This window comes from Rhizobium sp. YTUHZ044, assembly GCF_051123975.1.
Lineage (GTDB): Bacteria > Pseudomonadota > Alphaproteobacteria > Rhizobiales > Rhizobiaceae > Rhizobium.
On record NZ_CP101426.1, the window covers coordinates 265,423 to 279,542 of the forward strand.

A 14,120-nucleotide genomic window follows, 5' to 3' on the forward strand; every position below is an offset into this window, starting at 1 on the left:
CCACCGCTTAGTTTTGTTCCGCGCAAAGCGCAAGCGAATCGCCGCGCTGGAGCAGTTCCAGATGGTCGACATCTTCGAGCGCCTCTTCCAGTTGCTGCAGGGTCGGCGGCTTCACCATATAGGCGCGCGCGCCGAGATTTCTGGCCCGCTGCATGTCGGTCTCATCGCTTGAGGTGCTGAGAATGCAGACGGGAATCCGTTTCAGACGGGCATCGGCCGAAAGCGCGTTCAACACCTCGAAACCATCCATGATCGGCATGTTGATGTCGAGCAGCATCAGGTCGATCTGCGGGACGTCGGCTATGCCGGCGCGCTCTTCGAGCAGCCGCATCGCCTCGCGCCCATTGGTGGCGACATGCAGGTTGAAGGCCACCTTCTCCCGCCGCATCAGCTTGATCTTCAGAATCTGGATGTCGGCGGGACTGTCTTCGACCAGCAGCACCTCGGCAAGCCTGCCGGAACCCTCGCCCGGCTGATCCGCCGGCTTCAGGCTCGGCGGAACGGCTGATGCGGCGGGCGGCGCGGGCCGTGCCGCGGCGAGCGGCATCTCGACGACGAAGGTGGCGCCAGGTCCCTTCTCCGGTTCGCACCAGATCGAGCCGCCATGCAGCTGCGCGATGCGTCGGCAGATGGCAAGGCCGAGCCCGGTGCCCTCGATGCCGCGGCCGACGAGCCGTTTGAACGGCTGGAAGATCAACTCGCGGTGCTGGGGATCGATGCCCGGTCCATTGTCACGCACCGTCAGGCGGCAGCTATTCCCATGCGCTTCGCCCGAGATCTGGACCTCCGGAACCTTTTGATCGCAGTAGCGGATGGCATTCGACACCAGGTTCTGGAGAAGCTGGGTCAGCAGTGTCGCATCGCCCATCACCTCCGGCAGCGGCCCGCGGATGATGACGGCCCCGCGGCTCTCCATCTGCTGGCGCAGATTGTTCTCCACTTGGTCGAGCACATCAGACAGCGAGACCGGCGTCAACTCCGGCCCGCCATAGGCTTCGAGCTTGGTGAAGTTCGAAACCTTGACGATCAGGTCTTCCATATGGTCGGCGGCGCTCAGGACATAATCGAGCAGCTCGCGGTCTTCCGCCGGAAGCACTGCAGAACCGTGCAGGATCCGGCTGAAGGACTTGATCGTCCTCAGCGGCTCCTTCAGATCATGCGCCATGGCGCGTGTGAAGATCTCCAGCGATTGCCGCTTCTGCTCCAGCTGGCCTTCCAGCATGCCGTGCATGATGGCGTTCTGGATGCAGCGATGCAGCGTTTCGGGTGAAAGGGAATCCTTGGTGAGATAGTCGCGCGCGCCGCTCTTCATCACCTCGACGGCGACGGTTTCGCTGCCCTGGCCGGTCAGCATGATGACGTTTGCGGCGGGATCGTCCTCCAATATATCGGCAAGAACGCCGAGTCCGTCGCGCCCCGGCAGCGAATAGTCGAGTAGGATGCAGTTCGGCCGTTTCCGGCTGTTCAGCGCAAGTCCCTCTTCACCGGTCTCCGCCTCGAGGACGGTATAGGCCGTGCTGGAGACACGTCGAAGGATGCGGCGATAGACCTCGCGGTCGTCGATGTTGTCGTCGATGATGAGAATGCAGCAGTCTTCCGCCAAACTGTCAGTCCTCGAGCGGCAGGATCGCGATTTCGAACCAGTATTCCTTCAGCCGCTGGATCGCGGCGAAGAGGCCGTCGAGATCGACCGGCTTCTGCACATAGGTGTTGGCGCCGAGCGCGTAGCAGCCTTCGATGTCGCGTTCATCGTCTGACGTCGTCAGGATCACCACCGGGATCTTGCGCCAGCCGTCGTTCGACTTGATCGCCTGCAGCGTCTTGCGGCCATCGAGACCCGGCATGTTGAGATCGAGCAGGATCAGCCCTGGTTTCGGCGCCATCACGGCGAGCATGTCGAGGGCTTCCTGACCCGAGGCGGCCCATCGGATCGAGTTGCGCAGGTTGGTCCGTTTGAAGGCGCGCATCGTCGCTTCGAAATCGTCTTCACTGTCTTCGACGATCAAGATCGGTTGCGTGTCACGCTGCTGCATTCTGCCCCTCGCGCTTTCTTCCCAGGGTGAAATAGAACGTGGTGCCGACGCCGACTTCGGACTCCAGCCAGATATCGCCGTTGTGCCGCGCGATGATCTTGCGGACGAAGGTGAGGCCTGCTCCGGTCCCGTCTTCGGAATCCTGCGACTTTTCGAGCCGTTTGAAAATGCGGAAAATGTCCTCATGGAATTCCTGGGGTATTCCCTTGCCGTTATCCCTAACGAAAAACACGTTGCGGGCAACCGTGCCGTCCTTGCCGACGAACCGTTCGAGATAGCCGATCGAGACTAACGGCGCCGGCTTGTCGTTGTATTTGATCGCATTGGTGATGAGATTGCGGAACACTTCGGTCAGCCGCGGCGCGTCGCAGACCACGTCAGGCAGCCGGCCGTCGGTGACGACCCTGGCATGCCGCTCTTCCAGCAACAGCTCCATCGTCGCGACCACATCCTTGACGATCAGGCCGATATCGGTGCGTTTGACTGCCAGCTGCTGCCGACCGAGCCGGGAGAAGTAGAGCAGGTCGTTGACGAGCTTCTCCATCCGCTGGCTGAGACGCACGAGCCGGTTCAGCCGGCGCACGCCGTCCACGTCGAGCTTGTCCTCATAATCCTCGAGGAGGAAACGCGAGTGGTTGTGCAGGCCACGCAGCGGCTCCTTCAGATCATGCGAGGCAATATAGGCGAATTCGTCCAGGTCGTGGTTGCTGCGCTCGAGCTCCGCCGTATAGGCCTCGAGCTGGGCAAGCGTCGTTTTCATCCGTTCTTCCTGCCGCACGCGCTCGCTGATATCGCGTACGATGCCGACGAAGGTCTTGGTCTCGCCGCTGACGACAACGCTGATGGACACTTCGATCGGGAAGACGATGCCGTTCTTGCGCCGACCGGAGACCATCCGCGTCGTTCCGATGATACGTTCCTCGCCGGTCTGCCGGTAATGGGAGAGATAGCCGTCATGCTCGGAATGATAAGGCTCGGGCATCAGCATCTTGATGTTCCGGCCGATCGTTTCCTGCGGCGAATAGCCGAACATGATCTCGGCTGCCGGATTGAAACTCTTGATCGTTCCACGTCCGTCGATGACGAGGACGGCATCCGGCGTGCTGCGCGCCAGCGCGCCGAAGCGAACGCGTTCGGCTTCCAGGTTGTTGTTGTTGCGCAGGAAATAAAAGATAAGGATGGCGATCAGCCAGAGGGTGGCAGCGGTGATGGTGCGGTTGGCGATCTCCTGCCAGAATGCCGCCTCGTCATGCCTGACGGCGAAGAAGCCGAGCATGAGGAGCACGGTGCAGGCAAAGGCGAAGAAGAGCGGCGCATTCCTGTTGCCGAACCAGAGGGCCGTCAGCACCAGCGGCACATAAAGAATGCCGTTGGCAAGGCCGAGCGGCGTATAGAGATCGACGACAAGGCCGGTGAAGCAGACCGCCGCCGGAATCCAGAGCGGAATCTGCGCCCGGTTTGTCGGCTGCATCCACCAGGAGCGGGCAAGCAGGCCCGCGCCGAAAAGCACCATTCCGATCGCCGTGTGCAAAGCCATCGCCGCATAGGGGCCCCAGCGGTAGCCCTGTTCGGCGTCGGTGAGATAGCCGGCGAGCGCGATCATGCCGAGCGTGACGACGACATAGGCGGTCAGCTCCTGCACCACCTGATTTCCAGACTTTTCCACATGAAGCGAGAGCAGCAGCGAAAGATTGGCGATCAGAAAGATCAGCGCTGTATTGGGTCCCATGCCGCCGCCGATCTCTGCGATGAAATCGGGCGGAATCACCCAGCCAGTGATCAACTGGTCGACATAGTGGACGGTCCGGCCGGCGGTGACGATTTCCACGAGCCGGGCTGCCGCGATCGCCGCTGCAAACCCAGTCATGACAGTTGCCATTGTAAGAAAGCGACGGGCGGAAAACGTCGATGCGGCAAGCCCTAGGCCGGACAGTATGAAGCAGAGCCCGGTGTTGAAGGCCATCGACGGAAAGCCGGGGAAGAGCGAAATGATGAGCTTGATCTGCAACAGCCAGCCGGCAAGGGCGCTCACCCCGAGAAGGAACAGCAGGCAACCGACCGCAATCGCGAAGGCACGGTAGCGCCATCGCCTCCGCTGGTCCTGCAGGTCCACGTTGCCCTTATCCTGCACCCGTGTATCCTCTCTCGGTTCGCGCGGCCATTTTTTCCGAAATCGAGGAATACTCAATAGGCAGTGGACGCCGCCATCGCGCTTTTTCCGAAATGATTTTTCGATCGGGCAGATCGAATTTTCGTGAAATCGCGATATCGTGACGTCGGAAGACAACGAGGTTCATTCGAACAATACCCAGATCACGGTGCCGCATGCCTACGATAGTTTACGTCGACGACAGCAGGGACGATCTCTTCTATCTCGACTATATCCGCAAGAAGCAGCAGATAGACGTCGATCTATTTTGTTTCTCGACGGGCGAGACGGCGCTGGAGGCGCTGAAGCAGCGCGTGGCGGAAGGCTGGGCCCCGCCGGAGCTGCTGGTCGCCGATCTCTACATGCCCCTCGACAGCGGCATTGGCCTGGTAAGCAGCCTGCGCGGGGATGATCGTTTCAGAACGATGCGTCTCGCCATCTGCAGCGGATCGGATGCCGATGAGGATCGCGCGCGCGCGTTCGAAGCCGGTGCCGATCTTTACCTTGAGAAGCCGCTTGACCTCGCCGCGATCCTTCTCAATCTGGAAGTGTAGGAAACAGCGAAACCGAATGGTGCGTTTCCTGGCGTTCGTCCGGGCGAAGTGACAAACCGCAATTGACAAGGCGGAGTGTGCATTTCAAGATGCAACCGAAGCGAAAAGGACGGAACAAAAAGTAAGCGCTGAGAGAACCGATTGACCCGTGTTCGCCGCCACGAACTTCCAGCCAACCCCTTAGCTGAATGGGCCTATCGGCTCTCTCGCGCTTACGTCTGGCACTGCCTTCTCGCATTCATGGATGTTGAACGCGCGAAGATTTACGATACCCAGGTAAGAATTACTGCCCCTCAGTATATCTGCCCGTGCATCACCTGTAGTTGAGGCATTTGATGATATCCGCCTTGTATACCGAAAGTCCCCGTTTCGATATCTCTCATCAACCGTCTCGCAATTTTTGTAGCTGTTCGCGTTTAAGACGTATATCCCAAGATTTGGGGATCGGGGGCATGGCGGGAGGAGAGGAAGAGTGGGAATGAACAATGCCGCGGCAACTCCTTTTCATGCCGGACCGGAGCTGAGCCGGGCGATTAACCGCACCGATTTTTTCCGTCTGCTGAAAGCGGCGGCGCAGCATTACCACTTCGACAATTTCGCGCTTGCCCGCATTTCCGAGGCTTCGACTCCTTTCGGCGAGCGCGATATCGTTATCACCAATGTCGCCGAGCGACGGGTCGGCCTTTTCATTGCGACGTTGAGGGAGGCGCTCGGGACCGTCCGGGCAAAGAGCGCCCAGTTTTTGGCGACGCCCGTCCATGGCAGGAGCGCGCAGCCGGACACCTTTCCCTCCGATCTGCTTTTCAACGAGTTCCGCAGCGGCGTCTTCCTCTTCATTCCGCTGTTCACGCCCGAAGGGCGGCGATATTGCCTCGTGCTGAGCGGCGAGCGTGAAGAGCCGGATCAGGGTGAGATCGCCGACATGCTTCTGGATGCCATGCGCATTTTCGACAAGCTCTACGAGGAAATCCTGACGCCTGAGATGTCCGGACGGTTGACCCAGCGCGAATCGGAAATCGTCAAATGGACCAGCGAAGGCAAGACCTCGGCCGAAATCGCCATCATTCTCGGTCTGTCCGAACATACGGTCAATTCGCATATCACTGCGGCCGCGCGTAAGCTCGACGCCGTGAACCGCGTCCACATGGTGGCGATCGCCCTGAGGAATGGGTTGGTTTCGTGAAAATTGGCTTCGGGACTGGGAAAATGAAATGATCACCAGAACGGTCCGACAGAATGCCGTAAAGGTTCTCTTTGTCGATGACGAGTTCATCGAATTCCGCGCGCTCAAAAAGAAGATCGCAGATCTCTCCGAGCCGGCGGTCGAAGTCGAATATTCGCCGTCGATCGGAGACGCATTGGAAAAGGTCCGCGCGGCGCGCTTCGATCTCATCCTGCTCGACAATCGCCTTCTGCCCAATGCCGATTTCCGCGAGACGGTGCCGGAGTTGCGCGGCATCGGCTATACCGGCCCGATCGGCGTCGTCTCGACCGACATATCGGGTGGCTATTTCCAGGAATTCCCGGATTACGGCGTCGACTTCCGCATCGGCAAGGACGAAATCGACGTTCAGACGCTGCAGCACATCATCCGCGAATATGTGAACTATGATGTCCCGGATTTCTGGAAGGACGATTACAGCATTTGAGCGTGGCGCGCAAAATAGCGCGAACGTTTTGCGGTAGCGGCATGCGCAGAAAAGGACTGGAAGCACGTCCAGCGAATCTGAGATCGCAATGCGCTTCAAGCACGGCAAACGAAGCTGAGCGATTGCAATAGGTTGCTTAGCCGGCGGGAAGGCGAATGGTGAAGCGGCTGCCGGTTTCGTCGGAATGCTCGAGACTGATATCGCCGCCAAGCGCCTTCAGAAGTTCCTGCGCCGTCGTCAGGCCAAGGCCGGCGCCGGGGGCTGCCCCCGCCTTCGGCAATTTCCAGAACGGCTCGAAGATCCGTTCTCGATAAGCAGGATCGATGCCTATCCCGTTATCGGAAATCCGGACGAACCAGTTCGCCCCCTCTTGTTCCGCCGTCATCGCCACATGCGGCGGCGATGAGTTCCGATAGGTGAGTGCGTTGGACATGAGCTGCCTCAGCACCAGTCCGAACAGCGCGGGGTCGGTGCGGATGGAGGGGAGTCCCTTACTGGCGAACGTCGCGTCGCGAGCCCCCGTCTCATCGATGAGGTCGCCCCAGATTTTCTCGGCCAAGGCCTTCAGGTCGACCTTTTCGGGCGTTACCTGTGGTGTTCCACCGGCAAGGCTCATCAGTGCCTTGGTGAGGCGTTGTGCGGCTTGCGCCTTTTCCAGGATCATCTTGAGGCTCTGAAGCTGTTCGCCGTCGAGTGTCTCCTCGAGATCGTCGAGCAGCAGCTCGGCATACATGGCGATATGGCGCAGCGGCGATTGCAGGTCGTGCGAGGCGGTTGCGAGAAAGCGCTTGATGCGCTCCTCGTTATCGCCGGCAATATTGGTCTCAGGCGGTTTCGCCGGGTTGGGTGACATCTGGCGGTTTCCCGATCTCTGCTGCGGCGTCGCGCGCCTTTTTCAGCCGCGCGACGGACGCTGTAATATCTTGAATTGCTGCACAATTTTATCCTGGCAATAGGCAACAATAAAAAGAGGGCGCCGGCTCTGCAACCGGCGCCCTCTTCAAGGATACGTTAACAACCCGTTTTTCAGCTCACCGACTTGCGCGAGCGGCCCTCTTCCGGCGGGATGATTTCGGCTGCCGTATCGGTTGCCAGTGCCGCCTTGGCGTGGCGGCGGCGCCAGTCGCCGAGGAACAGCAGGATCGGTGCGGCGATGAAGATCGACGAGGCGCCGGCCACCAGAATGCCGAAGACCATCGGGATCGCAAAGCTCGAAACGGCGCTGCCGCCCCAGATCGCCATCGGCACCAGGGCGAGGAAGGCCGTCGCGTTGGTGTAAAGGCTTCGCGCCAGGGTCTCGTTGATCGACTTGTCGATGATCTCGCGCAGCGGCATCGACTTGTAGAGCCGCATGTTTTCGCGCATGCGGTCGTAGACGACGACCTTGTCGTTCACCGAATAGCCGACGAGCGTCAGGATGGCGGCAATGGCCGTGAGGTTGAAGTCGAGGCCGGTGATTGCGAAGAAGCCGATCGCCTTGGTGACGTCGAGCACCAGCGTAACGATGGCGCCGACGGCAAACGGCCATTCGAACCGCGCCCAGATATAGATGAGCATCGCGAAGCTGGCGATCACGACCGACAGGATACCGGCCGAGGCAAGCTCGCCGCTGACCTTCGGGCCGATAACGTCGGTACCTTCGACGGTAGCGCTCGGATCGATCTTGGCGACTTCGGCCTTCAGTTTGGTCACCGCAGCCGTCTGCGCCTCCTCGCCGCCTTCCTGCCGCTGCGCCCGAACGAGAATGCTGTTGTTGTCGCCAAAGGTCTGTAGCGTGATTTCGCCGAGGCCGAGACTATCAAGTCCCTCGCGGAACTTCGCAAGATCGGCCGCCTCTTTCGTCTTGACCGACATCTGGATGCCGCCGCGGAAATCGACGCCGTAGTTGAGTCCGGGATGGATGAAGAGCACGACGGAGGCAATCGAAAGCAGCGCCGAAACGGTGACGCCGAAGAAGCGCGCCTTCATGAACTGGATGTGTTTGTCATAAGGGCTGAAGGGGATCAACGGCCGGATGTTCAGTACCTTGAACCTGCGGCGGCGGGTAATCTCGATCATCGCGACGCGAACGAAGGCAACCGAGGTGAACATCGAGATGATCAGGCCGAGCGCCATGGTCACGGCAAAGCCGCGAACCGGTCCGGAACCGAACCAGAACAGGATGGCCGCAGCGATCAGGGCCGTCATATTGCCGTCGATAATGGTCGAATAGGCACGATTGAAGCCCGTGTCGATGGCGGCAAAGGCGCCCTTGCCCTTGCGGGTCTCTTCTCGAATGCGCTCGTTGATGAGGACGTTCGCGTCGACCGCAAGGCCGATGCCGAGAACGACACCGGCAATGCCGGGCAGCGTCAGCGTCGCGCCGACCAGAGTCAGGGCCGAGAAGGTCAGGATCGTGTGGATCAGCAGCGCCACATTGGCGAGGATGCCCCAGGTGCCGTAGAGAACGAAGATGAAGGCGGCAACAAGGGCGAAGCCGACGATGCCGGAATAGATGCCCATCTTGATGGCGTCAGCGCCGAGATCGGCGCCGACCGTGCGCTCTTCGATAACAGTCAGTTTGGCGGGCAGGGCGCCGGCGCGCAGCATGGCGGCAAGAGTCGTGGCGCTGTCGGCCGAGAAGTTGCCGGAGATCTGGCCGGAACCGCCGGTGATCGGCTCGCGGATGACGGGAGCGCTCAGCACCTTGTTGTCAAGGACGATGGCAAAGGGACTACCGACATTCTGGCGGGTGATCTCGGCAAAGCGGGTGGCGCCGGCACTGTCGAAGCGGAAACTGACGATGGGTTCGCGCGTGTTGGGATCGAAGCTGACGCGGGCATCCGAAAGGCGGTCGCCGGAGATTTCGACACGATCGAGCACCGGATAGGATCTGCCTTCGTCGTCCTGCAGCATGGTGACGCCGGGGCCGGGCTGGTTGTTCGGCGCCAGCATGTGGAACGACATCTTTGCCGTGGAGCCCAGAAGTTCACGCAGGCGCGACGGATCCTGCGCGCCCGGAAGCTGGACGAGCACGCGGTTGCCGCCGATGCGCTGGATGGTCGGCTCGGACACGCCGACCTGGTCGACGCGCTGGCGGATGACTTCAAGACTCTGCTGGACGGCATTGTCGACATTGGCGGAGATGCCGGCCGGCGAGAAGCCGACAGTGATGGTCGCTCCGTTTGCGGTGACATTGAGATCTGCCTGGCCGGCGCTGAGGCCGGTGCTGATCGGGTTGGCAAGCGTCTTCAGATCGGTGACAGCCGCATCGCTCTGCGCGGCATCGGCGAGCGTCACGACGATCTGGTTCTGGCTGCGCACGACGGCCTTTGGCTGGATGCCCTTTTCGCGCAGGACGCGGCGGGCGTCCTGAAGCAGCGATTGCAGCCGCTCCTTGGTCAGGTCCGCTTCGTCGACTTCCAGGACGAGGTGCGAACCGCCGCGAAGGTCGAGGCCGAGTGACACCTGCTCATGCGGCAGCCATGCCGGAATGCGCTGGAGGGTGGACTGCGGCAGGACGTTCGGCAGGGCGATGAATAAGCCGATCACGATGATCACCGTATAGGTGAACACCAGCCATGGTGAAGTACGCATGTTGTATTCCTTAGATAATCGAGGGCCGGCGCCCGGGCGCTGGCGGCATGTCGTCAATGGTCGGAAGCGCCGCTCGGCGCAGGCCTCAGGCGACGATCGGCGGTGCGCGCGCCTGATGGGTCCTGGAAACTGCCTGATGAAGCGCAGGCTCGAATGCCGCAAGAGGAGCGGCAATGTCCCAGCCGGTAAAGTCGACAGCAGGGGCGGCGGCAAGGGCCGGCGGTCCGGCGTCGTAGCCGGTCTGTTTCGGCGCAAGCTTGCGCTCGGCGACAAGCACCCCGCGCACGGCTTCGCGCGCGCTCAGTTGCTGCGGCTGGGGATCGCGGCCGGAAGAGGAAAGCGTGTTGACGGCGGTCGCCGGCTCAATGAGATTGCCGCCGAAAAGCAGGCCGATATAGGCAAGAATGGCGAAGAGGAGGGAAGCGGCGATACGGCTCGTCAGACGGTGCTGGTCCAGCTCCATCTCCTCCGTCCCGGCGATGTCACTACCGTATCGGCTCAAAAGCGCGCCAATCTCTCATTCTCTTTCCGGCGGAGCAGTGCCCGTCGGGATGATTGTATCAGGCTCCTGCCTGTCTTCATAGGAAACACTCTCATGATGCACTTGAGCGAGCCGGTCAACCATGCCAAGCGCGATTTCGCGTTCGCCCATGATGACGGTGTCGGCGCCGTATTGCTTCAGCTCGTCGACCTCGGCGTCGGAATGGGCGCGGGCGACGATGAGGATCGAGGGATTGACGCTGCGCGCCTGCTCGGCGATGCGACAGGCCTCAAAGGCGTTCGGGATGGCGATGGCGAGGCTGCGCGCAGTCGAAAGATTGGCGAGATCGAGCGTCTCCCGCGCCACCGCATTGCCCATGAAGGCTTCGATCCCTTGTGCTTTCAACTCGCCGATGCGCTTGTCGGAATCCTCGATGACGAGGAAGGGCGTGCCGGACGATTTGAGATTCTGCCCGACGATCCTGCCGACCCGGCCATAGCCGACGAGGATCGCGTGGCCGGTTAGCGTGGTCGGATGCGCGTCGTCGTTGTCAGACGCCGCCTGCTCTTGAGCGGGATCCGCAACCGCGGCGGAAGCGGGGTCGGCCACGGTTTCCTCGCGCTTTGCACCTTCGAGAAGAGGCCGCATGCGGTCGCAGAGGAAGAACAGCAGCGGATTGAGGACGATCGAGATGATGGCGCCGGCAAGAATCAGGTCGCGGCCCTCCTCCGGCAACAGCCCGAGTTCGGTGCCGAGAGCGGCGAGAATGAAGGAGAACTCGCCGATCTGACCGAGGCTTGCCGAAATCGTCAGCGCCGTGCCGGGCGGCTTCCTGAAGGCGAGCACGATCAGAAAGGCGGCGACGGACTTGCCGATGACGATGATGAAGACGGTGGCAAGGATCGGCAGCGGCCTGTCGAGCAGGATGTTCGGATCGAACAGCATGCCGACCGAGACGAAGAAGAGCACGGCAAAGGCGTCGCGCAGCGGCAGGCTTTCCTGGGCCGCGCGGTGGCTGAGCTCGCTTTCGGCCAGCACCATGCCGGCAAAGAAGGCGCCGAGCGCCAAGGACACGCCGAAGAGCTTCGCCGCGCCGAAGGCAACGCCAAGAGCGATGGCGAGCACACCGAGCCGGAAGAGCTCGCGCGAGCCGGCATGGGCGATGCGGTGCATCGTCCAGGGAATGAGCTTGCGGCCGAAGACCAGCATCAGCGCCACGAACAGCGCCACCTTGACCAGCGTCATGGCGATCATCCCGCCGATGCCGAGATCGAGGCCGAGCAGGCTGTTCAGAGCCGCCGACAGCGGCTCGACCGGACCATGGCCGCCGCCGATGCTGGCTGCCGCCGGGATCAGCACCAGCGCCAGCACCATGGCGAGGTCTTCGACGATCAGCCAGCCGACGGCGATCCGGCCGCGCTCCGTCTCCACCAGCCGGCGCTCCTGCAGCGCCTTCAAGAGCACGACGGTAGAGGCGACCGACAGCGCCAGGCCGAAGACCAGGCTGCCGCCGGTCGGCCAGCCCATCAAGGCGCCGAGCCCCCAGCCGAGCAAAGTCGCAAAACTGATCTGCACGATGGCACCCGGCAGCGCGATGCCGCGTACCGACAGCAGGTCTTTGAGCGAGAAATGCAGCCCGACGCCGAACATCAGCAGGATGACGCCGATTTCGGCAAGCTCCGGCGCAAGGCTCTGATCCGCCACGTAGCCCGGCGTGTGCGGTCCCACCAGCACGCCGGCGATCAGGTAGCCAACGAGCGGCGGCATGCGCAGCCGATGAGCAAGGACGCCGAAGATGAAAGCCAGCACGAGGCCGCCAACGATTGTCGAAATCAAGGGCGTATCGTGCGGCATTGCTGTCTCCCGATCTGGAAATCCCGTGCGTAATATGACATATATGGTCTATCTCAACCAATATGGGCAACATCACACCATGGGTCAAGGCGCAAGGGAAACAATTCTCACCCCGGCTCTCTGCCGCGCGGCGCGCGGCCTGCTAGATTGGACCCAGGCCGATCTGGCCGAAAGAGCCGCCGTCTCGCGCAGCACCATCCGCGATTACGAGGGACGCCACCACGACATCCACCGCGCGACGGAGGCGCAGTTGCGCCTTGCTTTCGAAAGGGGTGGTGTCAGGTTCGTCGAGATCGAAGGGGCAGGCACCGGCCTCTGCCTGCCCAATTGAACAGGCTGAAGCCGGCTCAGGGCGCCAGGCAGCCGGCGGAGACTTTGTAGATGGAAAGCGCCTTGCCCTTGTAATAGCCCGCGGTCGGCTGCCATTTCTTCAGTACCTCCGGCGTTTCTGTGGCACAGCTAAGGGGGACGTCCGTCAGGAAAAGCACCTTGCCGGTGACGTCGGCGGGCAGCGCGAACTCCTGCTCGTAGTAGCTCTCCGGAAGTCCTGCAGGCGCCCGGGCGTAGATCCTGTAGGATGCGTCGCGCAGTGTATAAAAGAGGTCGGCGACCATATCGCGGTTGTCGGTGACGATAATGTCGGTGCCGGCCTGAGCTGCAAGGGCTCCCGCCTCGCGGCTGACCTCGGCGCGACCAAGATAGCGCTTCATCAATTCGTCGCCGTTCGGCAGCAGCAATTGCTGCGGAAAGATCGTCGCCAGCGGAAAGAGCAGGCTTGCGATGCCGTTGATGGTGAGCGACAGCCTCAACCCCTTAGGCCACATCCGGTAAAGCAGCCAGACGGCAAGAATGGTCCCCGCGACATAGGCGGTCACGGCCCAGTTGGCATAGGCTTTCGCGACCGTCGCCTGCAAGGTGATCAGCACCACCACCGGCATCGACAGCCAGATCAGCATCTTTTCGCGGTCGTCGCTCCGGCCCTTGATCATGCGATAGACCGCCCAGAGCATTGCGAAAAAGATGATCGGTCCGACGACGCCGAATTGGGCGGAGAAGAATTCGAGCCCGCGCCGCAGATTGATGCCGATGTCGCTCCAATGGGCGATATCCTGCGTATGGCGCACCGTCGTATTGTCGTGTTGCAGGTTCCACCAGAGGTTTGGCAGGGCGACGACAGCCGCAACCGCGACCGCGATGATGAAGTCCCGGACGGCGATGCGCGCCGACGGAATGAGCAGGAGGGCGATCGCGCCGCCCGGTACGACGAACAGCACGGCATATTTCGTCAGGAAGGCGAGGCCGACGCCGAGGCCCATGATGAGCGCCAGTCCGACCGAGCGCCGCTGCGTCAGGCCAAAATAGGCGTGCAGAGCGATCGCGATGAAGAACAGCAGGATGACGTCGGTCGAGAAGAACACTGAAGAAAGCGCCACCCCCGGCAGCGTAATATAGGTGGCGCCCGTCCAGCCTTCGATCTCCGGCCCGACGAAACGCTTTGCCACCTTCATCAGCACCAGTGCCGCCGCCATGTGGATCAGCGGCCCGAGCAGCCTGATGAAATAGATGGCGTTGGAGCCGGAAAGCTCCGTCATTGCCCGGATCACCCAGGCGATCATCGGTGGTTTCGAATAGTAGCCGAGATCGAGATTCTGCGACCAGAACCAGTACTGCGCCTCGTCGACAAACAGGTCAGTAGCATCGAAACGCAGCGTGACGACACGCCAGAACGTGAAGCCGAGAACGATGAGGAGACCAGATCTGGGGGACATGAACCGAGTGTTCCGCTGACATGAAAGGCGCGAGTGCGATTACACCAAAGGCGCC

General features: G+C 61.5%; 12 protein-coding genes. 4 read left to right on the top strand and 8 right to left on the bottom strand.

Going from position 1 to position 14,120, the window contains the following annotated elements; all coding sequences use genetic code 11:
• Window positions 1-7: 7 nt before the first annotated feature.
• From NL154_RS01305 to NL154_RS01315, 3 genes are read right to left on the bottom strand one after another with little or no spacing between them, the layout of a single operon-like run.
• Window positions 8-1,603 (bottom strand): response regulator, encoded by a 1,596-nt coding sequence (locus tag NL154_RS01305; RefSeq protein WP_434733455.1) that lies wholly within the window; start codon window positions 1,601-1,603, stop codon window positions 8-10.
• Between the two features lie 4 nt (window positions 1,604-1,607).
• Window positions 1,608-2,033: a response regulator gene (locus NL154_RS01310; protein ID WP_210629235.1), complete on the bottom strand. Its 426-nt coding sequence runs from the start codon at window positions 2,031-2,033 to the stop codon at window positions 1,608-1,610.
• Entirely contained in the window at window positions 2,020-4,164 is a 2,145-nt protein-coding gene (locus NL154_RS01315) for a sensor histidine kinase (protein WP_434733456.1), read from the bottom strand. Before NL154_RS01315 ends, NL154_RS01310 begins: the two co-directional genes overlap by 14 nt.
• A 194-nt stretch (window positions 4,165-4,358) precedes the next feature.
• Here NL154_RS01315 and NL154_RS01320 point away from each other — a divergent pair, with 194 nt between their 5' ends.
• The 3 genes from NL154_RS01320 (at window position 4,359) to NL154_RS01330 (ending at window position 6,385) form a co-directional block, all read left to right on the top strand.
• Entirely contained in the window at window positions 4,359-4,736 is a 378-nt protein-coding gene (locus NL154_RS01320) for a response regulator (RefSeq protein WP_221145980.1), read from the top strand.
• A 478-nt stretch (window positions 4,737-5,214) separates the two neighbouring features.
• The gene (locus NL154_RS01325) at window positions 5,215-5,919 is read left to right on the top strand and encodes a helix-turn-helix transcriptional regulator (protein ID WP_221153977.1); all 705 of its coding nucleotides are present in this window, start codon (window positions 5,215-5,217) and stop codon (window positions 5,917-5,919) included.
• A 28-nt stretch (window positions 5,920-5,947) separates the two neighbouring features.
• Window positions 5,948-6,385 (top strand): response regulator, encoded by a 438-nt coding sequence (locus NL154_RS01330; protein WP_434733457.1) that lies wholly within the window; start codon window positions 5,948-5,950, stop codon window positions 6,383-6,385.
• Window positions 6,386-6,521: 136 nt separating this feature from the next.
• Here NL154_RS01330 and NL154_RS01335 read toward each other — a convergent pair whose 3' ends face one another.
• The 4 genes from NL154_RS01335 to ybaL all read right to left on the bottom strand — a co-directional run bounded on the left by NL154_RS01335 (window position 6,522) and on the right by ybaL (window position 12,296).
• Window positions 6,522-7,238 (bottom strand): sensor histidine kinase, encoded by a 717-nt coding sequence (locus NL154_RS01335; RefSeq protein WP_221145982.1) that lies wholly within the window; start codon window positions 7,236-7,238, stop codon window positions 6,522-6,524.
• 173 nt (window positions 7,239-7,411) lie between these two features.
• A complete protein-coding gene (gene secD / locus NL154_RS01340) occupies window positions 7,412-9,961 on the bottom strand; it encodes a protein translocase subunit SecD (RefSeq protein WP_210629229.1) in 2,550 nt (849 codons plus the stop codon).
• A gap of 85 nt (window positions 9,962-10,046) precedes the next feature.
• Complete coding sequence (locus NL154_RS01345; protein WP_210629228.1) at window positions 10,047-10,424, bottom strand: hypothetical protein; 378 nt, start codon at window positions 10,422-10,424, stop codon at window positions 10,047-10,049.
• A gap of 54 nt (window positions 10,425-10,478) precedes the next feature.
• The gene (gene ybaL, locus NL154_RS01350; protein ID WP_434733458.1) at window positions 10,479-12,296 is read right to left on the bottom strand and encodes a YbaL family putative K(+) efflux transporter; all 1,818 of its coding nucleotides are present in this window, start codon (window positions 12,294-12,296) and stop codon (window positions 10,479-10,481) included.
• A 34-nt stretch (window positions 12,297-12,330) separates the two neighbouring features.
• Between ybaL and NL154_RS01355 the strand changes: the two genes are divergently transcribed.
• Window positions 12,331-12,627, top strand: coding sequence for a helix-turn-helix transcriptional regulator (locus tag NL154_RS01355; RefSeq protein ID WP_210629226.1), 297 nt, complete (start codon window positions 12,331-12,333; stop codon window positions 12,625-12,627).
• 16 nt (window positions 12,628-12,643) lie between these two features.
• On the opposite strand, the gene NL154_RS01360 is transcribed toward NL154_RS01355, so the two are convergent.
• Window positions 12,644-14,065 (bottom strand): ArnT family glycosyltransferase, encoded by a 1,422-nt coding sequence (locus NL154_RS01360; protein ID WP_210629225.1) that lies wholly within the window; start codon window positions 14,063-14,065, stop codon window positions 12,644-12,646.
• Window positions 14,066-14,120 lie beyond the last annotated feature (55 nt).

Excerpts from the sequence above, each read along its gene's own strand:
- NL154_RS01355 (WP_210629226.1), top strand. The coding sequence starts at position 12,331 with ATGACATATATGGTCTATCTCAACCAATATGGGCAACATCACACCATG.
- NL154_RS01335 (WP_221145982.1), bottom strand. The coding sequence starts at position 7,238 with ATGTCACCCAACCCGGCGAAACCGCCTGAGACCAATATTGCCGGCGAT.
- NL154_RS01325 (WP_221153977.1), top strand. The coding sequence starts at position 5,215 with ATGAACAATGCCGCGGCAACTCCTTTTCATGCCGGACCGGAGCTGAGC.
- NL154_RS01345 (WP_210629228.1), bottom strand. The coding sequence starts at position 10,424 with ATGGAGCTGGACCAGCACCGTCTGACGAGCCGTATCGCCGCTTCCCTC.
- ybaL (WP_434733458.1), bottom strand. The coding sequence starts at position 12,296 with ATGCCGCACGATACGCCCTTGATTTCGACAATCGTTGGCGGCCTCGTG.
- secD (WP_210629229.1), bottom strand. The coding sequence starts at position 9,961 with ATGCGTACTTCACCATGGCTGGTGTTCACCTATACGGTGATCATCGTG.
- NL154_RS01310 (WP_210629235.1), bottom strand. The coding sequence starts at position 2,033 with ATGCAGCAGCGTGACACGCAACCGATCTTGATCGTCGAAGACAGTGAA.
- NL154_RS01330 (WP_434733457.1), top strand. The coding sequence starts at position 5,948 with ATGATCACCAGAACGGTCCGACAGAATGCCGTAAAGGTTCTCTTTGTC.
- NL154_RS01320 (WP_221145980.1), top strand. The coding sequence starts at position 4,359 with ATGCCTACGATAGTTTACGTCGACGACAGCAGGGACGATCTCTTCTAT.
- NL154_RS01360 (WP_210629225.1), bottom strand. The coding sequence starts at position 14,065 with ATGTCCCCCAGATCTGGTCTCCTCATCGTTCTCGGCTTCACGTTCTGG.